Annotated in this window: 13 protein-coding genes; 9 read left to right on the top strand and 4 right to left on the bottom strand. The window is 71.0% G+C overall.

Annotation, left to right across the window (positions count from 1 at the left end; all coding sequences use genetic code 11):
* Window positions 1-7,510: type I polyketide synthase (locus tag L324_RS17780; protein WP_037309269.1), on the top strand; the 7,510-nt coding region annotated here is incomplete at its 5' end.
* A gap of 28 nt (window positions 7,511-7,538) precedes the next feature.
* On the top strand, window positions 7,539-12,938 hold the full coding sequence (locus tag L324_RS17775; protein WP_037309229.1) for a type I polyketide synthase: 5,400 nt from the start codon (window positions 7,539-7,541) through the stop codon (window positions 12,936-12,938).
* Window positions 12,939-13,172: 234 nt separating this feature from the next.
* Here L324_RS17775 and speB read toward each other — a convergent pair whose 3' ends face one another.
* The gene (speB, locus tag L324_RS17770; protein WP_235783560.1) at window positions 13,173-14,162 is read right to left on the bottom strand and encodes an agmatinase; all 990 of its coding nucleotides are present in this window, start codon (window positions 14,160-14,162) and stop codon (window positions 13,173-13,175) included.
* 178 nt (window positions 14,163-14,340) lie between these two features.
* The gene (locus tag L324_RS17765; RefSeq protein ID WP_037309222.1) at window positions 14,341-14,571 is read right to left on the bottom strand and encodes a hypothetical protein; all 231 of its coding nucleotides are present in this window, start codon (window positions 14,569-14,571) and stop codon (window positions 14,341-14,343) included.
* Window positions 14,572-14,753: 182 nt separating this feature from the next.
* Here L324_RS17765 and L324_RS17760 point away from each other — a divergent pair, with 182 nt between their 5' ends.
* The 7 genes from L324_RS17760 to L324_RS17730 all read left to right on the top strand — a co-directional run bounded on the left by L324_RS17760 (window position 14,754) and on the right by L324_RS17730 (window position 24,586).
* Window positions 14,754-15,764 carry an ATP-binding cassette domain-containing protein gene (locus L324_RS17760; protein WP_051173954.1) on the top strand — a complete coding sequence of 337 codons (1,011 nt, stop codon included), beginning with the start codon at window positions 14,754-14,756 and terminating at the stop codon, window positions 15,762-15,764.
* On the top strand, window positions 15,761-16,567 hold the full coding sequence (locus L324_RS17755; RefSeq protein WP_037309219.1) for an ABC transporter permease: 807 nt from the start codon (window positions 15,761-15,763) through the stop codon (window positions 16,565-16,567). The genes L324_RS17760 and L324_RS17755 overlap by 4 nt, the downstream gene beginning before the upstream one ends.
* Window positions 16,568-16,991: 424 nt before the next feature.
* Window positions 16,992-18,650: a flavin monoamine oxidase family protein gene (locus L324_RS17750; protein WP_037309216.1), complete on the top strand. Its 1,659-nt coding sequence runs from the start codon at window positions 16,992-16,994 to the stop codon at window positions 18,648-18,650.
* 91 nt (window positions 18,651-18,741) lie between these two features.
* Complete coding sequence (locus L324_RS17745) at window positions 18,742-19,908, top strand: sensor histidine kinase (protein ID WP_438938459.1); 1,167 nt, start codon at window positions 18,742-18,744, stop codon at window positions 19,906-19,908.
* Between the two features lie 102 nt (window positions 19,909-20,010).
* The gene (locus L324_RS17740; protein ID WP_037309211.1) at window positions 20,011-20,649 is read left to right on the top strand and encodes a response regulator; all 639 of its coding nucleotides are present in this window, start codon (window positions 20,011-20,013) and stop codon (window positions 20,647-20,649) included.
* A gap of 4 nt (window positions 20,650-20,653) precedes the next feature.
* The gene (locus tag L324_RS17735) at window positions 20,654-23,614 is read left to right on the top strand and encodes an AAA family ATPase (protein ID WP_037309208.1); all 2,961 of its coding nucleotides are present in this window, start codon (window positions 20,654-20,656) and stop codon (window positions 23,612-23,614) included.
* Window positions 23,615-23,836: 222 nt separating this feature from the next.
* Window positions 23,837-24,586 carry a thioesterase II family protein gene (locus tag L324_RS17730; RefSeq protein ID WP_037309205.1) on the top strand — a complete coding sequence of 250 codons (750 nt, stop codon included), beginning with the start codon at window positions 23,837-23,839 and terminating at the stop codon, window positions 24,584-24,586.
* Between the two features lie 266 nt (window positions 24,587-24,852).
* Here the strand turns inward: L324_RS17730 and L324_RS17725 are convergent, their stop codons facing one another.
* The gene (locus tag L324_RS17725) at window positions 24,853-25,665 is read right to left on the bottom strand and encodes an arginase family protein (RefSeq protein WP_037309202.1); all 813 of its coding nucleotides are present in this window, start codon (window positions 25,663-25,665) and stop codon (window positions 24,853-24,855) included.
* On the bottom strand, window positions 25,658-26,365 hold the full coding sequence (locus tag L324_RS17720; RefSeq protein ID WP_051173953.1) for a GntR family transcriptional regulator: 708 nt from the start codon (window positions 26,363-26,365) through the stop codon (window positions 25,658-25,660). Before L324_RS17720 ends, L324_RS17725 begins: the two co-directional genes overlap by 8 nt.
* Between the last annotated feature and the right edge of the window lie 85 nt (window positions 26,366-26,450).

The following is a 26,450-nucleotide window of genomic DNA, read 5'->3' as shown; positions in this document are numbered from 1 at the left end:
GGAGCAGGCGCAGGTATGGGGCTTGGGCCGGGTCGCGGCACTGGAGCATCCCGAGGTGTGGGGTGGGTTGATCGACCTGCCCGCTGCGGGTGATGCCCGGGTGCTGGGTGTGCTGGCCGGGTCCGAGGATCAGGTGGCGGTGCGGGCGTCGGGTGTGTTCGCGCGTCGTCTGGTGCGGGCTGACGCTGCGGAGGCGAAGCCGTGGGCTTTTGGTGGCACCGCTCTGGTAACTGGTGGTACCGGGGCTTTGGGTGGTCAGGTCGCGCGGTGGCTGGCTCAGCGAGGTGCTGAGCATCTGGTGCTGGTCAGTCGCCGGGGAGCGGCCTCTCCAGGAGCGGAAGATCTCGCCGCGGAGTTGCGGGAACGGGGTGTCGAGGTCACCTTGGCGGCCTGTGATGTGGCAGACCGCGCGGCGGTGGCCGAGCTGGTCGGCGGGCTTCCGGGCCTGTCCGTGGTGGTGCATGCGGCGGGTGTCGCGCAGTCGACTCCGCTGGCGGACTGCTCGGTGGAGGAGTTCCGTGCTGTCGTTGACGGCAAGGTCGCGGGTGCGGTCAATCTGCATGAGCTTACTGAAGGTCTTGACGCGTTCATTGTGTTTTCGTCGATCGCGGCGACGTGGGGCAGTGGTGGCCAAGCTGCTTATGCGGCGGGCAATGCGTTCCTTGACGCGCTGATCGAACAGCGCCGCGCTGACGGCCTTCCGGGTCTGTCGGTGGCGTGGGGTCCGTGGGCTGAAGGGGGCATGGCCGCGGGTGAAGCGGGTGAGCATCTCGCGAAGCGTGGTTTGACGGCGTTGGCGCCGGAGCGGGCGTTGGCGGCGTTGGAAGGTGCGCAACACGACACCACGGTGACCGTGGCCGACGTGGACTGGGCCCGGTTCGCGCCGGTGTTCACCTCGCGGCGACCCAGCCCCCTGCTCACCGAACTGATCGAGGTCGAGGACGCCACCGACGAGCCTGCCGGCGCGGGTTCGGCCGAGCTGCGCGCCAAACTGGCCGGGCTCGCCCCGGCAGTCCGGCGGCAAGCGGTCCTGGACCTGGTGCGTGCCGAAGCGGCGGCGGTACTGGGCTACTCCGGGCCGGAGGCCGTCGAACAAGACCGCGCGTTCCGTGAGCTGGGCTTCGACTCACTGACCGCGGTGGAGCTGCGCAACCGGATGGTCCCGCTGGTCGGTCTCGACCTGCCGACGACCCTGGTCTTCGACTACCCCAACCCCCTCGCCCTCGCGGAACATCTCCTGGGCGAACTGACCGGGGTCCCTACCGCGATCACCACGGCCACCACGGTGGCCGCCGCCGACGAACCGATCGCGATCGTCGGGATGGCCTGCCGGTTCCCGGGCGGGGCGCACTCACCGGAACAGCTGTGGCGACTGCTGTCGGAAAGCCGCGACGCGGTCGGGCCTTTCCCCGACAACCGCGGCTGGGATCTGGCGGAGCTGTACCACCCCGAGCCGGGCAACCCCGGCACGAGTTACACCCGTGACGGCGCTTTCCTTTACGACGTCGGGGAATTCGATCCGCAGTTCTTCGGGATCTCCCCGCGTGAGGCGCTGGCGATGGATCCGCAGCAGCGGCTCCTCCTGGAGACCTCGTGGGAGGCCTTCGAACGCGCCGGTTTCGACCCGGCCGCGCTCCGGGGCAGCCGGACCGGCGTGTTCGTCGGCTCGAACGGCCAGGACTACCTCTCGGTGCTGCTGGCCTCGTCGGACCTCGGCGAAGGACAGCTGGGCACCGGGGTCTCGGCGAGTGTGGTCTCGGGCAGGCTGGCCTACACGTTCGGGCTCGAAGGTCCGGCTGTCACCGTGGACACCGCCTGTTCTTCTTCGCTGGTCGCGATCCACCTCGCCGTGCAGGCACTGCGCAACGGCGAATGCGACCTGGCACTCGCAGGCGGCGTGACCGTGATGTCCACGCCCGGGGCGTTCCTGGACTTCAGTGCCCAGCGCGGACTGTCGGCGGACGGCCGGTGCAAGGCGTTCGCCGAGTCCGCCGACGGCACCGGCTGGGGCGAAGGCGCCGGCATCCTGCTGGTGGAACGGCTGTCCGAGGCCACCCGCCAGGGCCATCAGGTGCTGGCCGTGGTGCGGGGCAGCGCGGTCAACCAGGACGGTGCGTCCAACGGGCTCACCGCGCCGAACGGTCTCTCCCAGCAACGCGTGATCCGGGCCGCGCTGGCCAACGCCGGACTCGGGACGTCCGATGTGGACGTCGTCGAGGCACACGGCACCGGCACCACCCTCGGCGACCCGATCGAAGCCCAGGCGCTCAACGCGACCTATGGGAAGGACCGCGATCGCCCGCTGTGGCTGGGTTCGGTGAAGTCGAACCTCGGGCACACCCAGGCGGCCGCCGGGGTCGCCGGAGTGATGAAGATGGTGCTGGCGCTGCGGCACGGCCTGTTGCCGCGAAGCCTCCACATCGACACTCCATCGCCCCACGTGGACTGGACCGCCGGGGCCGTCGAACTGCTGACCGAAGCCCGTGAGTGGCCGGAGCGCGAGTCGGCGCGGCGGGCGGGTATCTCCGCGTTCGGGATGAGCGGCACCAACGCCCACCTCATCCTGGAGGAGGCACCCGCGTCCGTGCCCGCCGATGTCGTTCCGGTGGCGGTCACGCCCTGGGTGCTGTCGGGCAAGTCGCCGGAGGCGGTGGAAGCGTTCGCCGGTCGGCTCGCCGAATATGCCGGTGACGCTGCGGGCGTGGCGGCAGGCCTGGCCGGTCGTTCGATGTTCGGACATCGTGCGGTGCTCGTGGGCGAGGACCAGGCTGGTTTGGCTGCCGCGTTGGCCGCGGGGGAGCAACCCGCAGGTGTGGCGCGGGGTTCTGGCTCCGGTGTTGAGCGTGTGGTCTTTGTGTTCCCTGGTCAGGGTTCGCAGTGGCTGGGCATGGCCTCGGCTCTCTTGGAGCAGAGCCCGGTTTTCGCGTCGCGCATGGAGGAATGCGACAGCGCTTTGCGGTCCTTTGTGGACTGGTCGTTGTTTGACGTGCTGGCCGACGAGACGGCGTTGGGCCGGGTTGATGTTGTTCAGCCGGTGTTGTGGTCGGTGATGGTGTCGCTGGCTGAGGTGTGGCGTTCTTTGGGTGTGGTTCCTTCGGCGGTGGTGGGGCATTCGCAGGGTGAGATCGCGGCCGCGGTGGTGGCTGGTGGCCTGAGCCTGGAGGACGGGGCTCGGGTGGTGGCTTTGCGGAGTCAGGCCATCGCTGCCGAGCTGGCTGGTCTGGGCGGGATGCTGTCGGTGGCCGCGCCGGTGAGCGAGGTCGGCGAGGGTGTGTCGATCGCCGCGGTGAACGGCCCGAACGCGGTCGTGCTGTCGGGTGACCCCGACGCACTCGCGAAGGCGAAGGCCCGGTATGAGGCCGACGGTGTGCGGGCCCGTTTGGTGGCAGTGGATTACGCGTCTCACTCGGCCCACGTCGAGCGGATCGAGACACAGCTGGCGGAGTTGCTCGCCCCGGTATCCCCGCGGACGGGTGAGGTTCCGTTTTATTCCACTGTGGACTCTCGATGGTTGGACACGGCGGAACTGACGGGTGGCTACTGGTATCGGAACCTGCGCCAGACAGTGCGGTTCGCCGATGCGGTAGAGCAGCTGGCTGCCGAAGGCCAGCAGATGTTCGTCGAAGTCAGCGCCCACCCCGTGTTGACGATGGCGATCGAGGACACCGTCGATGTTCCGGTGGTCGGCACACTTCGCCGCGACGAGGGCGGCCTGGAGCGGTTCCTGCTCTCCGCGGGGGAGGCGTTCTGCCGCGGCGCGGACGTCGACTGGCGGGGCTTGCTGGGCAAGGCCGGGACCGTTCCCGAAGACCTGCCCACCTACCCGTTCCAGCACGAGCGCTACTGGCCCAGGGTGGACGCGTCCTCCGGCGGAGACGTCACCACCGCCGGACTCGGCGCCACCGACCATCCGCTGCTCGGTGCCACGTTGGACTTCGCGGGCGGCGACGAGGTCGTGCTCACCGCCAGGCTGTCGGTCTCGGCGTCACCGTGGCTGGCCGAGCACGTGGTCTCGGGGCAGGTGTTCCTGCCGGGCACCGCGTTCATCGAGCTGGCGGTCCAAGCAGGCGACCGGGTGGGCTGCGCCGTGGTGGACGAGGTGACGATCGAAGCGCCGCTGGTCCTTCCCGCGACCGGCGGGATCCAGCTGCAGCTCGTCGTCGGTACCCCGGATGAAGAGGGCACCCGCGAGCTGGTCTTCTACTCCCGCGAGGCGGACGGCGAGCCGTGGACACGGCACGCCTCCGGCGCCTTGTCGCCCGAATCCGGCGCTCCGGACGAGCCCGGCGACCTCCGCGAGTGGCCGCCCGCCAGGGCGACAGCCGTGGACATCGACGGCCTCTACGAAGGCCTCGCCGGGGCGGGGCTGGCCTATGGTCCGGTGTTCCGCGGGCTCACGGCGGTCTGGGAACGCGGCGCCGACGTGTTCGCGGAGGTGGAACTGCCCCGCGAGGAGTCCGCCGAGGCAGCCCGGTTCGGACTGCACCCGGCACTGCTCGACGCCGGCCTCCACGCACTGGGCGCGGTGTCGTTCGGCGGCGGCGGGGCGTATCTGCCGTTCTCCTGGACCGGTGTGACCCTGCACGCGACCGGCGCGCGGTCGCTGCGCGTCCGGTTGACGCGCCACGACGGCGACAGCGTGTCGATCTTCGCCGCGGACGGCGCGGGCGACCCGGTGGCGGCGGTCGAATCCCTGTCCCTGCGACCCGCCACCACCGCGGGCACCGTGCGGTCGAAGAACCTCTTCCTGGTCGGCTGGGACAACGTCGCACTGCCGTCCAGCGAGCTGTTGGACCTGCCGGAACTGCGGGACGTCAAGGCGGACCAGCGCCCGGAAACGGTGTTGCTGCACTGGCTCCCCGGCACCGACGGCCCGCACTCCGCCGCGCACCGCGTGCTGGCCGTGGTGCAGGACTGGCTCGCGGACGACCGGTTCACCGACTCCCGGCTGGTCTTCGTCACGCGCGGGGCGATCGCCACCACGCCGGACGAAGACGTGCCGGACGCCGACTCGGCCGTGGTGTGGGGGCTGGTGCGCTCCGCGCAGTCGGAGAACCCCGGCCGGTTCGTGCTCGCCGACCTCGGCGGTCCCGAAGACCTCGACAGGCTGCCGTCGGCGCTCCACAGCGGCGAACCGCAGTTCGCGTTGCGCGACGGGCAGCTGCGGGTGCCGAGGCTGGTTCCCGCCGACCGCTCCACGGCGCTGACCCCGCCCACCGGGGAGCCCCGCTGGCGCCTCGACCTCACGGGCCGCGGCACCCTGGAGAACCTGGCCCTGCTGCCCTCCCCGGACGCGGCGGCCGAACTCGGCGAAGGTGAGGTGCGGCTGCAGGTCCGGGCGTCCGGGGTCAACTTCCGCGACGTGCTGATCGCGCTCGGCATGTACCCCGACGACGTGCCGCTGGGCAACGAGGGCGCGGGCGTCGTCCTCGAAGTCGGTCCCGGGGTCACCGGGCTCGTTCCCGGCGACCGGGTGCTGGGGGTGTTCGCCGGGGGTGTCGGCCCGGTCGCCGTCGCCGACAGCAGGCTGCTGGCGAAGCTGCCCTCTGGATGGTCCTTTGTGGAGGGTGCCTCGGTGCCGGTGGTGTTCCTCACCGCCTACTACGCGCTGCGGGACCTGGCGGACCTCCGGCGCGGCGAGACCGTGCTGGTGCACGCCGCCGCGGGTGGGGTCGGCATGGCCGCCGTGCAGCTCGCCCGCCACTGGGGCGCCGAGGTGTACGGCACCGCCAGTCCGGCGAAATGGCAGGCGGTCCGTGAACTCGGTCTCGACGACGGGCATCTCGCGTCCTCGCGGGATCTCGGGTTCGAAGCGCGGTTCGCCGACGCCACCGAGGGCCGGGGGATGGACGTGGTGCTGGACTCCCTCGCCCGCGAGTTCGTCGACGCGTCCCTGCGGCTGCTGCCCAGGGGCGGGCGGTTCGTCGAGATGGGCAAGAGCGACCTCCGCGATCCGGAGCTGGTCGCCACCGAGCATCCGGGGGTGCGCTACCGCGCCTTCGACGTGATCGAGGCGGGCGCCGAGCGGATGGGGGAGATCCTCCGCGAGGTCATGGCGTTGTTCGCCGACGGCGTGCTGCGGCTGTCGCCCATCCGGACCTGGGACGTCCGCCGCGCCCCCGAGGCGTTCCGGTTCCTGTCACAGGCCAAGCACGTCGGCAAGGTGGTGCTCACTCAGCCACGTCGTCTCGACCCGGCGTCGACCGTGCTGGTCACCGGCGGCACCGGCAACCTGGGGGCCTTGGCCGCCCGGCGGCTGGTGTCCGGCCACGGCGTCCGTGACCTGGTGCTGACCAGCAGGCGCGGACCGGACGCGCCGGGTGCGGCGGAACTGGTGCGCGAGCTGACCGAACTCGGCGCGCGGGTCCGGATCGTCCGCTGCGACGTGGCGGACCGGGCGGAGGTCGCCGAGGTGGTCTCCGGGATCGGCGAGGCGCTCGCCGGTGTGGTGCACACCGCGGGCACCCTCGACGACGGGCTGATCGGCGATCTCACCCCCGAGCGGCTCAGCGCCGTGCTCCGGTCCAAAGTGGACGGCGCGGCACATCTGGACGAGCTGACGCGGGGGCTGGACCTGTCGTTGTTCGTGCTCTACTCCGGCGCCGCCGGGGTGTTCGGCGGGCCGGGGCAAGGCAACTACGCGGCGGCGAACGTCTGGCTGGACGCGCTGGCGCACCGGCGTCGTGCGGCGGGACTGCCCGCGACGTCGCTGGCCTGGGGGCTCTGGGCCCGGCTCGGCGGGATGACCGCGCATCTGGGCGAGGCCGAACTCGCGCGGCTGAGCCGGGACGGCGTCGGCGGGCTGGACACCGACGAGGGACTGGCGCTGTTCGACACCGCGCTGGCCATGGACGAGCCGCTGCTGCTGCCGATGCGGCTGGACGTGGCGGGCCTCCGGCGTCAGCGGCCGGACGACGTCGCGCACCTGCTGCGCGGCTTCACCTCCGCCACGACGTCCCGCAGGGTCGCGGGCGAAGCGAAGGAAGGCAAGGAATCCAAGCTGCTCAAACGGCTTGCGGGCCTTCCGGAACCGGAGCAGGAGGCCATCCTGCTCGACCTGGTGCGGACCGAGGCGGCGGCCGTACTGGGCTTCCCCTCGGCGGCGGCCGTGGAACCCGCGCGGGCGTTCCGCGAAGTCGGTTTCGACTCGCTGACCGGGGTCGAGCTGCGCAACCGGCTCGGCAAGGTCACCGGCGCCAAGCTGGCGCCGACGCTGGTGTTCGACCACGCCACCCCGGCGGCGCTCGCCGCGTTCCTGCGGGGCGAGCTGGCGCCGAGCGGTGCCGAAGAGGCGGCTTCGGACGTCCTCGACGAGCTCGGGCGGCTGGAAGTGGCGGTGACCGGCCTCGCCGACAACGGCGAGGCCACGGCGGAAGTGACCGCCCGGCTGCGGGCCCTGCTGGCCCGCCTGACCGGGGACGAGGCGGAGAACGGCGTTTCCCAGCGGATCCAGGACGCCACGGCGGACCAGATCTTCGACCTCATCGACAACGACTTGCAGATCTCTTGATCGCACCGGCGGAGAAACGAGCACAGCCATGAGCACTGAGCAGAAACTTCTCGACTACCTGAAGCGGGTCACCGCGGACCTGCACGACACGCGTGAGCGGCTGCGGAGCGCCGAGGCGGCCGCGGGGGAGCCGGTCGCCGTGGTGTCCATGGCGTGCCGGTACCCGGGCGGGGCGAATTCGCCGGAGGAACTGTGGCGGCTGGTCGCGGACGAGGTCGACGCGATCACCCCGCTGCCCGTCGACCGCGGCTGGGACGCCGCCGACGGCGAAGGCGGGTTCATCGACGACGCGGGGCACTTCGACGCCGCGTTCTTCGGGATCAGCCCGCGCGAAGCGCTGACCATGGACCCGCAGCAGCGGGTCCTGCTGGAACTGGCCTGGGAGGCACTGGAACGCGGTGGGTTCGATCCGGCGGCGCTGCGGGGCAGCCGCACCGGCGTGTTCGTCGGCGGCACCACCTCCGGCTACGGCCTCGACGGCGAGGGTGTCGCGCCGGAGGCCGAGGGCTATGTGCTCACCGGGACGGCGCCGAGCGTCCTGTCCGGCCGGGTGGCCTACACGCTGGGACTCGAGGGTCCGGCGCTGACCATCGACACCGCCTGTTCGTCGTCCCTGGTCGCGCTGCACCTGGCGATGCAGTCGCTGAGACGCGGTGAGTGCGCGCTCGCGCTCGCCGGCGGGGTCACCGTGCTCGCCTCACTCGCCGTGTTCCTCGACGCCAAGGGTCTCGACGCGGCCGCCGCGGAGTCACGCTGCAAGGCATTCGGCGCGGGCGCCGACGGCACCGCCTTCGCGGAGGGAGCGGGGCTGCTGACGCTGGAACTGCTGTCCGACGCCGAGCGCAACGGCCACGAGGTGCTGGCGGTGCTCCGCGGCAGCGCGATCAACCAGGACGGCGCCAGTAACGGGCTGACCGCGCCGAGCGTCGCCGCCCAGCAGCGCGTCATCCGCGACGCGCTCACTTCCGCCAGGCTGACGGCCTCGGACGTGGACGCGGTGGAGGCGCACGGCACCGGCACCTCGCTGGGCGACCCGATCGAGGCCACCGCCCTGCTGGCCACCCTGGGCCAGGGCCGTCCCGCGGACCGGCCGCTGCGCCTCGGCTCCATCAAGTCCAACATCGGCCACAGCCAGGCCGCCGCCGGGGTGGCCGGGGTGATCAAGATGGTGCAGGCGATGCGGCACGGTCTGGTGCCGCGGAGCCTGCACGTGACCGAGCCGACCCCGCACGTGGACTGGTCCTCCGGTGCGGTTGAGGTGCTCACCAAGGCCATGCCCTGGCCGGAGACCGGCCGTCCGCGTCGCGCCGGGGTGTCCTCCTTCGGGCTCAGTGGCACCAACGCGCACCTCATCGTCGAGCAGGCACCCGCCGGTACGCCGTCACCCGTGGCCGGATCCCGCCCGGTGGCGACGGTGCCGTGGGTGTTGTCGGCCAAATCCCCGGCCGGGCTGCGTGCGCAGGCCGCCCGGCTGCGCGCGTACATCGACGCGGAACCCGGGCTCGACCCGGCCGACGTCGGGCATTCCCTGCTGACCACACGCAGCCGTTTCGCGCATCGCGCGGTGCTGGCCGCGGACACGCTGGAGGAGTTCTCGGCCCGGCTCGGCGTGCTCGCCGAGGGCGGGCAGCCGGACGGCGCCGCGCACGGGAGCCCGGTCCGCACCGGGGGCCGGACGGTGTTCGTCTTCCCAGGCCAGGGCTCGCAGTGGCCCGGGATGGGCGCGAAGCTGTACGCCGAATCCGAGGTCTTCGCCGAAAGCGTGCGGACCTGTGACGCCGCCTTCGCGTCCTATGTGGACTTCTCCGTGGCGGCGGTGCTCCGTGGTGACGAGGGTGCCGCCTCGACCGACCGGCTGGACGTGGTGCAGCCGGCGCTGTTCACGATGATGGTGTCGCTGGCGGAACTGTGGCGTTCCCACGGTGTCCGGCCGGACGCGGTGACCGGGCATTCGCAGGGCGAGATCGCCGCCGCGTACGTCGCAGGCGCGCTCACCCTCGACGACGCCGTCCGCATCGTCGCCCTGCGCTCGCGAGCCTTGCTGGAAATCGCCGGCCAGGGCGGGATGGCCTCGGTCTCACTCCCGCACGCCGAGGCCTCCGCCCTGATCGAACCCTGGGACGGGCTGACCGTCGCCGCGGTGAACGGTCCGGCGCTGTGCACGGTCGCCGGGGACTTGGCTCAGCTGGAGGAACTGCTGGCACTGTGCGAACAGCGCGGGGTGCGGTCCCGGCGGATCCCCGGCACGCCGGGCGCCGGGCACTCGCCTCAGGTCGAGGTCCTGCGGGAGCGGATCCTCCGGGAGCTGGCCCCGGTCCGCCCACGGCAGACCGAGGTGGCCTTCCACTCCACGGTCACCGGCGCCCGGATCGACCCGGCGGAGCTGACCGCCGCCTACTGGTACCGGAACATGCGGCAGCCGGTGCTGTTCGAACCGGCGCTGCGCGGGCTGATCGACGACGGATACGACCTCGTGGTCGAAGCCGCCCCGCATCCGTTGCTGCGCAACGCCGTGCACGCGATCGCCGAGGACGCGGGCGCGGAGGGGGTCGCCGTCGTGGGCTCCCTGCGCCGTGAGCAGGGCGGGATGCGGCAGTTCCTCGTCTCGCTCGGCGAAGCCTTCATCGCCGGTACCGAGGTCGACTGGCCGGTGGCCTTCGCGGGGGCCGAACCCCGGCGGATTCCGTTGCCCACCTACGCTTTCCAGCGCCGCCGCTACTGGAACATCCGTCAGGCGGAGCCCGCTCCCGCCACCGCGGACCCGGTCGGTGGCCGCTTCTGGGAACTGGTCGGCGACCAGGACCTGACCGAACTGGCCCAGCTGATCGACGTCCCCGACCAGGAGGCACTGGGCGCGGTGCTGCCCGCGTTGTCCGGCTGGTACCGGCAACGGGCCGATCTGTCCGTTGTGGACTCATGGCGCTACCGGGTGGAGTGGCGACCGGTCGGGCTCGGCACGAGCACCCCGCTCACCGGCGACTGGCTGGTGCTCGTCCCGGAGGCGCCCGATGAGGACGTGGCCGCCGTGCTGCGGACACTCGGCGACCGCGGAGCGCGGGTGTACGAGCTGCCCGTGCCCGTCGGCGACCTGCGCCGCGAGGCACTGGCCGAGCGGCTTTCGGGGCTGCCGAGGTTCGACGGCGTGCTGTCGCTGCTGGCGTTCGAACCGGAACGACGGCCGGCGCACCGGGCGCTCGCCGGACTGGTCGTCGTCCAGGCACTCGGCGACGCCGGGCACACGGCCCCGCTGTGGCTCTGCACGAAGGCCGCGGTCGCGACCGGCGCCGCGGACATGGCCCCCGACCCCGGCCAGGCCACGGCGTGGGGGCTCGCGCTGAGCGCGGCGCTCGAGTACCCGGGACGGTGGGGCGGGATCGTCGACCTTCCCCCGGTGACCGGCGACCGGGTGACCGGGCTGCTCGCCGACGTGCTCGCCGGCGCCGGGGACGAGGACCAGCTCGCCGTGCGGGCCAACGGGGTGTTCGGCCGCCGGCTGGTTCGCGCACCGGCGGGGGACGAGCCCGAGTCGCGCTGGCAGCCGCGGGGGACCGTCCTGATCACCGGTGGCACCGGTGCGCTCGGCGGACATGTCGCGCGCTGGCTCGCGGCGGGCGGCGCCGAACATCTGGTGCTCACCAGCAGGCGGGGCCCGCAGGCACCGGGTGCCGCCGAACTCGAAGCCGAGCTGAGCGCGCTGGGCGCCAAGGTCACCATCGTGGCCTGCGAGGCGTCCGACCGCGGCTCGCTCGTCGAACTGCTCGACGTGCTGCCGCCGTTGTCCGCGGTCGTCCACACCGCCGGGATCGCTCCCTCCGTCCCGCTTGACGAGACGAACCCGGAGCTGCTCGCCGACGTCTTCGACGGCAAGGTGACCGGCGCCGAGCTGCTCGACGAACTCACCGCGGGCAGCCCGCTCGACGCCTTCGTGCTGTTCTCCTCGGGCGCGGGCGTCTGGGGCGGGATCCGGCAGGGCGCCTACGCCGCGAGCAACGCGGCGCTCGACGCACTGGCCGAACGCCGCCGCGCCCGCGGCCTGGCCGCGACTTCGATCGCCTGGGGCGGCTGGGACGGCGACGGGCTCGCCGTCGGGCCGTACCGGGCCGCGATGCTGCGGCGCGGGGTCCGCCCGATGGCGCCCGAACTCGCCGTCCGGGCGCTGGCCCAGGCCCTCGACCGCGGTGAGACCACGCTGACGGTGACCGATATGGACTGGCCGGTCTTCTCCCCGGTGTTCACCGCCACCAGGCCGAGCCGGCTGCTGGCCGAACTGACGGAAGCCGCCGCCGTGGCCGAAGAGCCCGCCGAGTCCGAGGCGGGCATCGCCGCCGGACTCGGGGCGCTGCCCGTCGAGGAACGGCTGTCCTTCGTGGTCGACCAGGTGCGGGCCGTCGTGGCCGCGGTGCTGGGGCACCCGGACGCGACCGCCGTCGAACCCGGCGCTCACCTGCTGGAGGCCGGATTCGACTCGCTCACGGCGGTGGACCTCGCCAAACGGCTCACCGCGGGGATCGGGCGGCCGGTGCGTTCGACCGCGGTGTTCGAGTTCGGCACCCCGGTCGAACTGGCCCGGCACCTGCTCACCCTGGTGGGAGAGCGAGCCGAGGCGGCCCCGGCGCGGCCCGCCGGCACGCTCAGCGCACTCTACGAGCGGGCGGGCGAACTGGGCCGGATCGACGAGTTCATCGCGCTGTTGAACACCGCGGGCACCTTCCTGCCGACGTTCGGCTGCGCGAAGGACCTGCCGTCGCCCCCGGAGGCGGTGCGGCTCGCGGAGGGACCGGCACCGACGCGGTTCGTGTGCGTGCCGCCGTTCGTCGGCAAGACCGGCCCGCAGCAGTACGCCCGGTTCGCCGCCGAGCTCCGCGCCGAGCGAGACCTGTTCGTGTTGCCACTGCTGGGTTTCCTCACCGGGGAGCCACTGCCCGCCGACGCGGGCGCACTGCTCGACGTGCACCAGGCGGCCATCGAGGAGCAGGTCGGCGAGGGTCCGTTCGTCCTGGTCGGCTACTCGTCCGGCGGGGTCATCGCCCACGCGCTGGCACGACGGCTGGAGGACGAGGGTATCCGCCCGGCGGCGGTGATCCTGCTGGACACCTACTCCCAGCTGGACCTCGCGACGATCGGGGACTCGATCGCCGACACCTGGCAGGGCCTGATCGACCGGGACCGCACCGCCGACGACGCCTGGGGCGAGGCCTGGCTGACCGCGATGGGCCGCTACTTCAACCTGGCGTGGACCCCGGAGCCGATCTCGGCGCCCACCCTGCTCGTCCGTGCCGCCGAGCCGCTGGGCGGCGGGCAGGCGACCTGGACCCTGCCGCATTCCACAATGGACATTCCGGGTAACCACTTCGGGATCATGGAGAACGGCGCGGCGGACACCGCACGCGCCATCAGCGACTGGGTCGTCGCGGAACTCGAAAGCTGAGACCGCGTCTTCCGACGGTACGACTCAGGAGGGCGACCTGACGGCGGGTCGCCCTCCTGAGTCATTCGGAGAACCGGAGCGGACCAGGGGGAGGGTCTGCCCCGGCTTACACAGACCCGCGTCCGGCGGGGTAACCGGGCTGGGGGGTATCCGGGAACCCCACCGGACGCGGGCGTCGCGCGGGCCGTGCCGGACGTCCGGCACGGCCCGCGCGGTCCCCGGGGACCCCGCTCGTCAGCCCTTGAAGGCGAAGGGGATCTCACCCGAGGCGACCGGGTGGAGATAGTTGCGGGAGCTGATGCCCGCCTTGCGCATGGCCAGTCCGCTGATCGACTCCAGGATCACCCGGCGGGCGAGCATCGCGGTGACGTAGCCGGGGTCGAGATGCGGTGCCACCTCCACCACGTCCAGTCCGGCCACCGGCATCTCGTGGCACAGCCTGCGGAACGTGGTGAGGATTTCGCGGCTGGTCAGGCCGCCGGGCTCCGGGGTTCCGGTGCCGGGGGCGTATGCCGGGTCCACCACGTCGATGTCCAGCGAGACGTAGACGACCTCGGCGTGCGCGGTGGCCTCGTCGATCACCTTGTCCACCACGGCGGGCAGACCGGTCCGCTCGATTTCGGCCATGAAGTGGGTGTGGATGCCCTGTTTGCGCATCCAGTTGAACAGCTGGTTGTCCGGTGACCCCGGGGTGCGGATGCCCGCCTGCACGATGTTGCGCCCGGGGATGCCCAGCTCGTTGACCAGCCGCCAGATGGTGGTGGCGTGGGTCTTCGTGTGCCCGTAGATCTCTTCGTGGCAGTCGGGATGCGCGTCGAAGTGCACCACGGCCAGTTTCTCTTTGCCGTACTTCTCGGCCAGCGCGCGGACACTGGGCACCATGACCGAATGGTCACCGCCCATGATCACCGGCACCGCGCCCGCCGCGACCACCTCGCCGACGACCTGGCCCACCGTGCCCTCGGTGTTCTCGATACTCCACAAGTCCACCGCGGCGTCCCCGTAGTCCACCACCGTCAGCTCGGTGAACGGTTTCACCCGCGTGCTGGCGTTGATCAGCTCGGCGGTGTTGTTGAACAGGTATCGCTCGTCCGACCGCAGGGCCCGCGGGCCGAACGCGGCACCGCGGTGCCCGGTGGAGGTGTCCACCGGAGCGCCGAGCACCGCCACGTCCACCTTCCCGGCGACCAGGTCCTCCGGAGTCAGGCAGATCGGCAGGCTCATGAACGTCGGTACACCCACATACGCGGGCTGATTGTCGTTGCGGTGCAAGCTGATCGGGCCCGGAGTGCGCGGCGGCCTCGAACTCGGATCGACCGGATAAGGCCAGCCACTGCGTGTCGTCGACGGCGAGTCCACTTCATACCCCTCCCCGGGTAGTCGAGTGCGCTGTCCGTGCGGGTCAGTTGTCCTTGTTCTTGCGCATGTACTTGTCCTTCTCCTTGAGCAGGTACTTGCCACCCGCCAGGAGGCCGCCGACCACGATCAGCGCGATGCTGATCGGGATCTCGTACCCGTTCAGCGCCTCGATGTGGTTGACCAGGAACCAGCTCTTGCCGCTGTCCGCCTGCAGGTTGTTGATCAGGCCGCCGATTCCCTGGACGACGAACAGGATTCCGATCAATTCGAGCATCTCGTACTCCTCGGTGCTGCCGCCGGCACTCGGCCGGCGACGGTGAATTCCTTGTAAGAACCATAGAACGGCACGGCCGCGGGCAAATCATTCAAGAGTACCGACAGGCTCATCACTTCGGAGGAGTTTCGCCGCTAGATCGGATCTCGCGGCGAAGCCGCCGGATCTTGCGCCTTCAGGATATGACGGCGAGTACGGCGGAGAAGAGCAGAACCCCCGGTGGACGCCGGGACTGCCCGGCGATCGAAACCACCGGGCTGACGAAGAGTTTCGGCGCACACCGGGCGCTGGACGGACTGGACCTGACGGTGCCGCCCGGCATCGTCTACGGGGTGCTCGGGCCCAACGGCGCGGGCAAGACGACCGCGGTGAAAGTGCTGGCCACGCTGTTGCGCCCGGGCGGCGGCACGGCCCGTGTCTTCGGGCACGACGTGAGCGCCGAACCGGACGCCGTTCGCGCCAGGATCAGCCTCACCGGCCAGTACGCGTCGGTGGACGACGTGCTCACCGGGGAGGAGAACCTGGTGATGCTGGCCAGGTTGCTCGGCCACGGCAAGGCGGCGGCACGGCGGCGGGCCGGGCGGCTGCTGTCGGCCTTCGGGCTCGACGAAGCCGCGGGCAGACAGGTCAAGACCTATTCCGGCGGGATGCGCCGGCGCCTCGACATCGCGGCCAGCATCATCCGCACCCCCGACCTCCTGGTGCTCGACGAGCCCACCACCGGCCTCGACCCGCGCAGCCGGGTGCAGGTGTGGGACATCGTCCGCACGATCGTCGAGCAGGGCACGACGGTGCTGCTGACCACGCAGTACCTGGAGGAGGCCGACCGGCTGGCCGCGCGCATCGCGGTGATCGACCGCGGGCGCGTGGTGGCCGAAGGCACGCCGGGTGAGCTCAAGGCCTCCGCCGGGGCAGGCACCGTCCACCTGCGACTGTGCGATCCCGCCGATCGCCACACCGCCGAGGCGGTGCTCGCGCGGGTGCTGTCCGCGCGCGTCGAATCCGACGCCGATCCGCTGGTCCTCAGCGCGCTGGTGGCGGTCGCGGGAGCGGAGAAACGGGCTTCCACCGTCCTCGCCGAACTCGACGACGCCGGGGTCCGGGTCGACAGTTTCACCTTGGGCAGGCCCAGTCTCGACCAGGTCTTCCTCGCCCTCACCGAGCGCACCGCGGGACAGGAGACGGACGGATGACCGAGGTCGCGCTGAAATCCGTACTCGCCGAGGGCGACGCCCCGAGCCGTCCCAGCGCCTGGTCGGCTTCGCTCACCTTCGGCTGGCGGTCGATGCTCAAGCTCAAGCACATTCCCGAGCAGATCTTCGACGTGACCGCGTTCCCGGTGCTGATGACGCTGATGTTCACCTACCTGTTCGGCGGCGCGCTGGCCGGGTCCACAGCGGACTACCTGCAGTTCCTGCTGCCGGGGGTGCTGGTCACCAGCGTCGTGATGATCACCATGTACACCGGCACCGGGGTGAACGGCGACATCAAGGACGGGGTGTTCGACCGGATCAGGACCCTGCCGGTGTGGCGGCCCGCGGCGCTGGTCGGCGCCCTGCTCGGCGACGCCGTGCGGTATTCGGCGGCTTCGGTGACCATCCTGCTGCTGGGCCTGGTGATGGGGTTCCGCCCGGCGGGCTTGCTCGGGGTGCTCGGCGCGATCGCCCTGCTGCTGTTGTTCTCCTTCGCGTTTTCCTGGATCTGGACCATGTTCGGGCTTCTGCTGCGCTCGGAGAAGTCGGTGATGAGCGTGAGCATGATGGTGGTCATGCCCGGCACGTTCCTGAGCAACGTCTACGTGGATCCGGCGACCATGCCGGGCGCGGTGCGGGCCGTGGTGAACGCGAACCCGATCACGCACGTGGTCTCCGCCGTGCGCGGCCTGATGGCCGGTCAGTTCCCCGGTGGCTGGATTCTGTCCACAGTGGCCTTCTCCGCCGTCATCACCCTGGTGTTCGGCACGATCAGCATGCGGTTGTACAACCGTCGCGAATGACGCCGGTACCGCGGGTCGTGAGTGGTAAGTGTCGTTCTGACGGACTCGCATCCACCTACCCATTGGTGCGGCTGACGTCGTGTGTGGAGGATTTGGGACGGTGAACGTCCTGAATCCTCCACGCTCGGTCTCGGTGACGAGGAATTCAGGCACGATCCGCGGGTCGTGAGTGGTAAGTGTCGTTCTAACGACACTTACCACTCACGAGACTTGACCGGCTTGATCGCCAGGTCCTCCGTAGCGCGTGAAGGACTCACGACTTGGCGGCGGGCCCCTATCCACCCCTGAACGTGCAAAGCGGGGGTGGCAGGGGTTGTTCGCCCGGAAGGCGCGGAAATACTGTCGGAATTCGCGGGCCGAAGGGGGCAGCGGAAACGAACGTCCCGCGAATTCCCAGTGAACTCCGTCGAGAGGTTGCCGACCGATGTCTCTGGCCACCCCTGACGTGCTGACCATGCTGGTCCCGGACTTCCCGTTCGGCTACGACGAATGGCTGCGCCACCCGGCCGGTCTGGGCTCGCTGCCGTCGCATCGCCACGGCACCCCGGTCGCGGTGATCGGCGGCGGCATGTCCGGCATCACCGCCGCGTACGAACTGATGCGACTCGGTCTGCGTCCGCACGTCTACGAGGCCGAGCAACTCGGCGGCCGGATGCGTTCGGTGCCCTTTCCCGGTCACCCCGGGTATTTCGCGGAAATGGGCGCGATGCGGTTCCCGGCTTCGGCCGCGTCGCTGTTCCACTACGTCGACAAGCTCGGGCTGCGCACCGCCCCGTTCCCGAACCCGCTCGCGCCGCAGACCCCCGCCACGATGATCAATCTGTACGGCGGGCGCCAGTGGGCACGCTCCGCGGAGGACCTGCCCTCCGAGTACCAGGAGGTCAGTGACGCCTGGGCGAAGGCACTGCAGGAACGGGCCGCGCTGGCGACCATGCAGGACGCGATCGCCCGGCGGGACGTGCCGCTGATCAAGGCGCTGTGGGACCGGCTGGTGCGGGAGTTCGACGACCTGTCGTTCTACGGTTTCCTCGCCAGTACCCCGGCGTTCCAGTCGTTCCGGCACCGGGAGTTGTTCGGCCAGGTCGGTTTCGGGACCGGCGGCTGGGACACGGACTTCCCCAACTCCGTCATCGAGATCCTCCGGGTGGTCTACACCAGGGCCGACGAAGACCAGGTGAGCATTCTCGACGGCGCCCAGCAGGTGCCGCGCGGACTGTGGGCACATCCCGCCGAGCGGCCCGCGCACTGGCCGGAAGGCACCTCGCTGGCGGGGCTGCACGACGGCGGCGCCCCCTACCCGGCGGTGACCCGCCTCGCCCGTGACGGCGACGGTTTCCGGGTCGAGGACGCGACGGGCGCCGTGCGGAAGTACCCGGCGGTGGTCTTCAGCCCGCACGTGTGGACACTGCTCAACCGGATCGACGCCGACCCCGGCCTGCTGCCCGCCGAGCACTGGGTCGCCGTGGAGCGCACGCACTACATGGGCGCCTCCAAGCTGTTCGTGCTGACCGACCGGCCGTTCTGGCGTGACGTCGACCCGGCGACCGGCCGGGAGACCATGGGCATGACGCTGACCGACCGGATGCCCCGCGGGGTCTACCTGTTCGACCGCGGGCCGGACGAGCCGGGCGTGATGTGCCTGTCCTACACCTGGAACGACGACTCGCTGAAGTTCGCCACGTTGTCCGCCGAGGAGCGGTTGGACCTCCTGCTGGGCAAACTCGCGGCGATCTACCCGGGGGTGGACATCCGCTCGCATGTCGTCGGCCCGCCGCTGGCGATCACCTGGGAGACCGAGCCGCGGTTCATGGGCGCGTTCAAAGCCAACCTGCCCGGCCATTACCGCTATCAGCGACGGTTGTTCACGCATTTCCGGCAACGGGACATGGCGCCGGAGCACCGCGGCCTGTTCCTGTGCGGTGACGACATTTCCTGGACCGCGGGGTTCGCCGAGGGCGCGGTCACCACGGCGCTCAACGCGGTGTGGGGAGTGCTGAACCACCTCGGCGGGGAGACACCGCCCGGCAATCCCGGTCCCGGCGACGTCTTCGACCGGATCGCGCCCGTGGATCTGGGGCCATGACCCGGATCCCGGGCCGCTGCCACCGCTCATCACTTAGGAGGATGTGTGGCGTATGAGCATGTGCTCTTATGGTCAGGTGTCTTCGGTCGTAATGGCGGCTTTCCACCGTCTTTCCAGAAATCGCCAGGACCAGCTGATCGTCCTGGGGTACTTCTGTGGCGGCACGGTGTTGTACTGCACCGGTATCTACCCTGTGCTCGACCAGGGTTCCGCGCCGATCTGGCTGCGCATCGCGGTGCTGGCGGTGATGTGCGGTCTCCAGCTGCTCCGCCGCCGCGCGCCGGTGGTCGGCCTGGCACTGGCCCTGATCCCGTTGACCGGGGACGTCGTGCTGGGCACGTCCGCTCCGATCCTGATCGCGCTGGGAGATCACCTGTACTGCGCGGTTCTCTACAGCTCGCAACGGGTCGGCCGGGTGGTGACCACCATCGCCGTACTGGGCACCCTGGTGGGCACGGTCGTGGCGCTGACCCTGGTCCCGAATTGGCGGCTCGCCATCTTCGTCGTGGTCGCCTGCGCGCCGTTCGTCGTGATTCCCGTGTGGTGGGCGGCGAACATCCGGCAGCACCGGATCATGGCCGAGTCGGAACGAGCGGTTTCGGCGCAGCTGGCCAGGATCGCCGATCTGGACCGCAAGGCGGACGTGGCGGCCGAGCGGGCGCGGATGGCCAGGGATCTGCACGACGTGGTGGCCGGGCATCTGTCCGCGATCGCCATCCAGTCCGAGGCCGCACTGTCCATCAAGGACCCGGACAGCGCCCGCAAAGTCCTCACTCTGGTGCGGGAGAACAGTGTCAGCGCGCTGACGGAGATGCGCTCCATCATCACGCTGCTGCGCGCGGACGGCAGCGGCGTCGACGAGAGCACTTCACCGCCCCGGCTCAACGAGCTGTCGAAGCTGGTCGAATCGGCCAGGGCGGCGGGCATGCGGGTGGACGTCCACAACACGCTGAGCCACTCCGCCACACCTCTGCCCGCCGCGGTCGACCTGGCCGCGTATCGCATCGCGCAGGAGGCGCTGACCAACGCCATCAAGCACGCGCCGGGTGCCCGGGCCTCGGTGGCCATCCAGCACAGCGAGGGCACGCTCACCCTCGAGGTGAGCAACGAACTGGCCGGGCAGGCCCGCCGCGGTAGCGGCGTCGGGCTGTTGAGCATGCGCGAACGCGCGATCGCGATCGGCGGCTCGTTCAGTGCCGGTCCCGTGCCGCGCGGCTGGCTGGTCCGTGCCGTGCTCCCGGTGGGCGGTCTGGACTAGTTCGTGATCGAGCGGATTCACCGCTCGCGGGCTGGTGACAGTGGGTCGCCGGCTGGTAGATTTTTTCGACTCGTAGGCGTAGTTCGCAGAAAAGGTGCACCGGTGACCATTCGTGTGCTCGTCGCAGACGATTACGGCGCCATCAGGGCCGGACTCGCGATGATCCTCAACGACGCCGACGGTATCGAGGTGATCGGTGAGGCGGCGGACGGCGGCGCGGCGATCGCCCAGGCCAAGGCCCTGAACCCCGACGTGGTGCTGATGGACCTGCGCATGCCGGGGATCGACGGCATCACCGCCACCCGGCGCATCGTCGAGGAGGGCCTGGCCCAGGTCCTCGTGCTCACCACCTTCGACCTCGACGAGGACGTCTACAACGCGCTGCGCGCCGGTGCTGCCGGGTACCTGCTGAAGTCGGTCGACGCCCCCAAGCTGGTGGACGCCGTGCGGGTGGTGGCCACCGGCGAGGGCGTGCTGTCGCCGAAGATCGCCCGCAAGCTGATCTCGACCTTCGCGTCCATCGCGCCGCCGGCCCCGACACCCGCCGTGAATCTGGACGAACTCACCGAGCGTGAGCGTGAGGTGTTCGACTGCCTCGGCGAGGGGTTGTCCAACGCGCAGATCGCCGGCCGCCTGTTCATCGCCGAGACCACGGTGAAGACGCACGTGTCGAAGGTGCTCGGCAAGCTGGGGCTCCGGTCGCGGGTGCAGGCGGCAATCGTCGCCCAAGAGCCCACCTGAGGTCATGGACTCGAACCTGATCGGGCGTGCCGGGCCCGCCGGGCTGCTGCGTGCCGCGATCGAGGGCGACCAGGGCGCCCTGTTCCTGGTCACCGGCGAGGCGGGGATCGGCAAGACCGCGCTGCTCGCGGCCGCGGCCGCCGAGGCGGCGGAGTCCGGTGCCCTGGTGGCCGCCGTCTCCTGCTGGCAGCCGGCCCCGGCCGCCGGGCACTGGCCGTGGCAGCGCGTGCTTCAGGAGCTGCCAGGGGCCCGTGTCGCCGCCGAGGACGATCCCGGCGTGCTGGTGAGCCGGATCGCCGCGCTCGCCCGTGACCGGCCGGTCCTGCTCGTGCTGGACGATCTCGACCATGCCGGCCCCGGCGCTTTACGGGTGCTGGAGTTCGTGGCCCGGCACACCGCCTTCGACAGGGTGGTGGTGCTGGCCGCCTGCCGTGACCCCGAGCCGGGCTCCGCGCTGGCACCGTTGGTCGCCAGGGCGAGGGTCGTCCCGCTGACCGGCCTCGGCCGGGCGGAGGTGGGCGAGCTGATGACCCGGCTCGTCGGCGAACCGCCGGAGACCTGTCAGGTGGCGGCCCTGCACCGGCGGACCGGCGGCAATCCGGCCTTCGTCGAGCAGACGATCCGGTTCCGGCAGAGCACCGGGTCCGCCACGGCGATCGCCCCGGGGATCGCGGAGACCGTGCGTGCCCGCCTGGCTTGCCTGCCGCCGCCAGTGATCCGGATGCTGTCCGCGGCCGCGGTGCTCGGCCTGGAGTTCCAGTCCGAGCTGCTGCCCGCGATGACCGGTGACCCGGTGCTCCGGGTCGAGAGGCTGCTGGACACGGCGATCGGGGCCCGGTTGCTGGTGGGCGGCCAGGACGGCCAGTTCTCCTTCGTGCACGGGGTCGTCAGGGAGACGCTGTGCGAACAGCTCGGTGAAGACGAGATCGGCGGGCTGCACCTGGCGGCTGTCGAGGCCTACGCGCGGGTGCCGGGCTGGGCCGGGGGCAGGTTTTCCGGCGAACTGGCGCACCACGTCTACCACGCGGGAGCGCGGCTGGACCGGGAGCGCGCACTGCGGTACCTGCTGTCCGCCGCCCGGGATCCAGGCCGCAAGCTCGTGTCGGAGGAACGGGTACGGCACTACCGGCGGGCACTCGAACTCGTCGACGATCAGCGCGCGCGAGTGAAGATCACGCTGGACCTCGCGCACGAACTGCAGCTCGCCGGGGAGCAGGGCCTGGCGTGGCCGGTGTTCCAGGAAGCCGCCGCGCTGGCCAGGAAGCTGGACGATCCCGAGCTGATGGCCAGGGCCGCGCTCACGTTGTACCGCGGCCCGGGCGCGGACGAGGCACTGCTCGCGGAGGCGCACGGCAGGTTGTTCGGTGAACTTCCCGGGCGGCCGGCGGCCGCGGTGCTGGCGAACGGGATCGCCGAACGGATCACCGGTCTCGCCCGGCGGGAGGGTGACGACGAGGCGCTGGGATTCGGGCTTTCGGCGCAGCACGACCTCCTGTGGGGGCCGGGCACGGCACTCGAACGGGAACGGCTGGCCGAGGAGCTGACGGAGACCGCGCGCCGGACGGCCGACGTCGAAATGGAGCAGTACGCGACCGACCTGCGCTGGGTGGCGTTGCTGGAACTCGGAGACCCTCGCTTCGCGGACTATCTCGACAGGTTCGTGGCGCTGGCCGCGAGCTCCGGCGGGCCGGAGGCCGGCGCGGTGGCGCTGGCCGACCGCAGTATCGCCGCCGCCCTCGCCGGCCACTTCGCCGAGGCCGAGGAGCTGCTCGACGCGGTGAGCGACCGGCACGCCGCGTTCATGGCCCACCACCTGCGCTGGGCACTGCTGCTGCAGCAGGGCCGGTTCGGCGAACTCGCGCGGCTGCACGAGTCCCTCGGCAGGCGGGACTACCCGTTCCCGCAGCTGATCGAAGCCGTCACGGCGGTCGAGGCGGGGGACCACGACTCCGCGCTGCGCTTCCTCGCCGAAGTGCCCGCGGGACCCGAGCCGTTCCCTCGGATGGTGATGCCGTTGTGGCTGCGATTCCTGGCGCGGACCGCGGCGGCGACGACGGACGCCGCGTTGTGTGAAAGGGCGCGTGCCGGGCTCCGGCCGTTCCGCGGGCTTTGGCTGGTTTCGTTGCACGGCGGCGATGTCAGCGGGCCCGTGGCGCTGTGGCTCGCCGCGCTGGACGCCGCGGGTGGCGACTGGAACGCCGCGATCGCCGGGTTCGGGGAGGCCCGCCGCCAGGCGGATCTGCTCGCCGCGTTGCCCTGGTCGCTCGAAGCCAGGGCGGGGTTGGCGAACGCCTTGATGTCGAGGAGGTCGGAAGGTGATCTCGACGCCGGTCTGACCCTGCTGGACGAGGTCGAAGACGAAGCCGCCCGAATCGGTATGCACGGCCTGGCCGAACGTGTCCGCCGGATCCGCGCGGCCGCCCGCGGTCCGGACGCGGAGTTCCGCCACACCGGCGAGGTCTGGCGGCTGGGTTACGCGGGCCGCACCATCCACATGCCCGCGACCAAGGGGCTGCGAGACCTGCACACCCTGCTCGGCGCACCCGGGACGGCCGTGCCCGCCACGGTTCTGCTCTCCGGTGGCGCGATGCCGGGGCAGTTGCTCGGCGCGGACGAGATCCTCGACGAGACGGCCAAGTCGAGGTACAAGGTCCGGCTGGCCGAACTCGACGCGCTCATCAACCAGGCGACCGAAGTGGGGGACCTTCACCGCGCGGCCGAAGCCGACAAGGAACGTGACGCGTTGCTGGATCAATTGCGCGCGGCCGCCGGACTCACCGGCAGGCCCCGGCGGCTGGGGGACGAAGCCGAGCGCGCGCGCAAGACCGTCACCGCCCGCATCCGTGACACACTGCGCAAACTCGACGATCGCCATCCCGCGCTGGCCTCGCATCTGCGCGAAACCGTCACCACCGGCTCGACGTGCACCTATCAGCCCGACCCTCCGGTCCGATGGCTCCGGTGAGCCCCGGCAGGCCCCGCGGATTCGCCGGAAGGCGACGCCTTTTCGTTCCATTCCCGCGCCGGGATTTTCCGCTGTGAGCACGGTTCCTTCGAAGGTCTCGCTACCGGATTCCTGTGGTACGGTGCGAAAGAAGCTCGATGTCGAGCCATCGGGGAACTGGGGAAGCAACCGATTTTCGTGGCAGCGCGGCGCGCTGCCCGTCTGCCATGGAGTGGGCCACCTATGTCTGTCAAAGAAAACGATGCCGGCTTGTGGGTCCGCCGGTTCCACCAGTGGGACGCCGCGCCCGCGCGCGTCGTCTGCCTCCCGCACGCGGGCGGTTCGGCGAGCTACTTCCTGCCGGTGTCGAAAACGCTGGCGGGTAAAGCGGAAGTGCTCGCGATCCAGTACCCCGGACGGCAGGATCGCCGTCAGGAAAAGGCATTCACCAGCGTTCCCGCTCTCGCGGACGCGGTCGCGGCCGTGCTCGCCCCCTGGCTCGATCGTCCGTTCGTCCTTTTCGGACACTCGATGGGCGCCAGCGTCGGGTTCGAGGTGGCACGACGGCTGGAAGCCGCGGGTTCCGTTCCGGTGGCGTTGTTCCCGTCCGGCCGCGTGGCCCCGAGCCGGGCCCGGGACGAGCGCGTCCACCTGCAGGACGACGCCGCCCTGATCCGCGCGGTGAAGGAACTCAGCGGCACCGACTCGCAGATCTTCGCCGACGAGGAGCTGCTGCGCATGGTCCTTCCCGCACTGCGCACCGACTACACCGCCGCCGAAACCTACCGCTGGGAACCGGGACCGCCGCTGGCGACGCCGGTGCACGCGCATATCGGCGACCGTGACCCGAAGGTCAGTGTCGACGAGGCCCGCGACTGGGAGAAGCACACCACGGGCGGGTTTTCGCTCACCGTGCACTCCGGCGGGCACTTCTATCTCGACCAGCATGCGGCGAAGGTCATCCAGGCGATCGCGGATGTCCTTCCGGTGTAAGCCTCTTCGGTCCTTCATGGACGTGAGCACCAAGCCGCGAGAGGGTCGCGAGCGCCACGCTTGAGGCGCTGAGTGTCCCTGGCGAGGCGCACGGGACATCCGTGCTCACTTGTCACCCACGACCAGGATCAGCCAAGGTGGTCGTTCGCGCCACTGACCCAGGCGAGGCAGCGCTCACTTGTGAGCGCGCCCGCGACGGGCGTGTGCGTCTACCTGTGCCGGCGAATCCTCCGCGAGGCCCCGCGGATCTCCCAGTAGCCGGACGGTCAGCCGTCGTCGGGTTCCTGCCAGGTCAGTCCGGCGCCGAGTGCCGTGGTGAGGCGGGTGATCGTCTGACGGCTGTTCTGGTCGCCGGCGTGTTCGGGGAGCCAGGCGCAGGCGAGGTAGGCGGCGGCGATGTCGGCGGAGGCGCAGGCGGCGGCCAGGCATTCCTCGATCTGGGCAAGGGAGGGTCCGGGGCCGGAGGGAAAGCGCGCGCCGGGCAGCTCGGCGCCGTCGATGACGTCGATGTCGAGGTGCAGGTAGACGGGGACGGGGCCGAGCCTGCCGAGGGCGGAGGTGATCGCGGCAGGGTCGGCGGGCACGCGACGGACGTGGCTGACGGTGAGGGAGTCCCGCTCGGCGGGGTCCAGATCGCGGGCGTCGGCGAGCACGACGCTGGTATCGGGGATGGGCCGCAGGCCGAGCGTCTCGTCGAACAGGTCAGGCGTGCGGCCGGTCAGCATGGCCAGTGCCATGCCGCCGAGGTAGCCGCTGGTGGAGATGGCGGGGGTGTTGAAGTCGCCGTGGGCGTCGAGCCAGAGCACGGCCAGATCGCGATGGCGACGCTGCAGCGCGGCCACCGCCGCGCGGGAGGTGGGACAGTCACCGGAGAGCACCAAGGGCCTGGCCGCCTGCGTCACCACGTCGGCCGCCGCCTGGTGCAGCCGGCTCATCCGGGCGGCGACGGGGGCGCTGGGGAGGGCCGGGCGGATGGCCTCGGTCGCGGTCGCGGGGATCGGGAAGGCCGGGATGTACTCGTCGAGGTGCCACGGCGTGACGATCAGATCCCAGGTGCCGTCGGCGCTGCGGTCAGCCACGAGGTGTCTCTCTTTCGTTCCGGTGGGCGAGCAGGTCGAGCAGCCGTCGCAGTTCGGCGGCGCCGGCTCGCAGGTGCGAGGTGAGTTCCGCCCGGGCTTCTTCCGGGCTGCCGTGCAGCGCGTCCAGCAGCTGCCGGTGGTCGTCTGTGAGGCGGCCGAGTTCCCGGCGGGAGCGCTCGGCCAGTGCCAGGGCGAGGCGCTGTTCTTGCTGGAGCTGCGCGTGGAAGCGGCGCAGCCGGGGACTGCCGGTGGCCGAGACCAGGGTGGTGTGGAAGAGCCGGTCGCCGTCGAGTGCGGCGGTGACGTCGCCATGAGCGAAGGCGTGTTCTATCCGGTCGACCAGGTCGGCCAGTCCCGCGTAGATCTCCGGGTCCCGGGTCGTGGTCAGGGCGTCGGCCGCGGTCAGTTCCACGGCGGTGCGGGCGGCGTAGATATCGGCTATGTCCGGCCCGGTGATGTCCGCGACGACGATGCCGCGGTTCATCTGGTGGTTGACCAGTCCTTCGCTCGCGAGAGTCCGCGCGGCCTCGCGGACGGTACTTCGGGAGATGCCGAGCTCCGTGGCAAGAGCGGCTTCGCGCAGCGGCATGCCGGGCGGTAGCCGTCCGGACAAGATGGCCTGCCGCAGGGCTTCGGCGGCCTGGTCGGTGGTGCTCTGCCGCTGGATGCTCGCACCCAGGCCGATGATCGGGTCGTCCACGACTCCTAGATTGCCATATTGTCTGACAATCTGGCTAGACGGAGGTCCGCTGTCAGCGAATCGGCCTGGCGGGAGAGGGTCCCGG

It is taken from the genome of Amycolatopsis orientalis DSM 40040 = KCTC 9412 (assembly GCF_000478275.1).
In the GTDB taxonomy this organism is placed as follows: domain Bacteria; phylum Actinomycetota; class Actinomycetes; order Mycobacteriales; family Pseudonocardiaceae; genus Amycolatopsis; species Amycolatopsis orientalis.
The sequence above is the reverse complement of the archived record's forward strand: the minus strand, read 5'-3'. Positions and strand labels throughout refer to the sequence as shown.

Coding starts and splice junctions, on each gene's coding strand:
- L324_RS17775 (WP_037309229.1), top strand. CDS start 7,539: ATGAGCACTGAGCAGAAACTTCTCGACTACCTGAAGCGGGTCACCGCG.
- speB (WP_235783560.1), bottom strand. CDS start 14,162: ATGAGCCTGCCGATCTGCCTGACTCCGGAGGACCTGGTCGCCGGGAAG.
- L324_RS17765 (WP_037309222.1), bottom strand. CDS start 14,571: ATGCTCGAATTGATCGGAATCCTGTTCGTCGTCCAGGGAATCGGCGGC.
- L324_RS17760 (WP_051173954.1), top strand. CDS start 14,754: ATGACGGCGAGTACGGCGGAGAAGAGCAGAACCCCCGGTGGACGCCGG.
- L324_RS17755 (WP_037309219.1), top strand. CDS start 15,761: ATGACCGAGGTCGCGCTGAAATCCGTACTCGCCGAGGGCGACGCCCCG.
- L324_RS17750 (WP_037309216.1), top strand. CDS start 16,992: ATGTCTCTGGCCACCCCTGACGTGCTGACCATGCTGGTCCCGGACTTC.
- L324_RS17745 (WP_438938459.1), top strand. CDS start 18,742: ATGGCGGCTTTCCACCGTCTTTCCAGAAATCGCCAGGACCAGCTGATC.
- L324_RS17735 (WP_037309208.1), top strand. CDS start 20,654: ATGGACTCGAACCTGATCGGGCGTGCCGGGCCCGCCGGGCTGCTGCGT.
- L324_RS17730 (WP_037309205.1), top strand. CDS start 23,837: ATGTCTGTCAAAGAAAACGATGCCGGCTTGTGGGTCCGCCGGTTCCAC.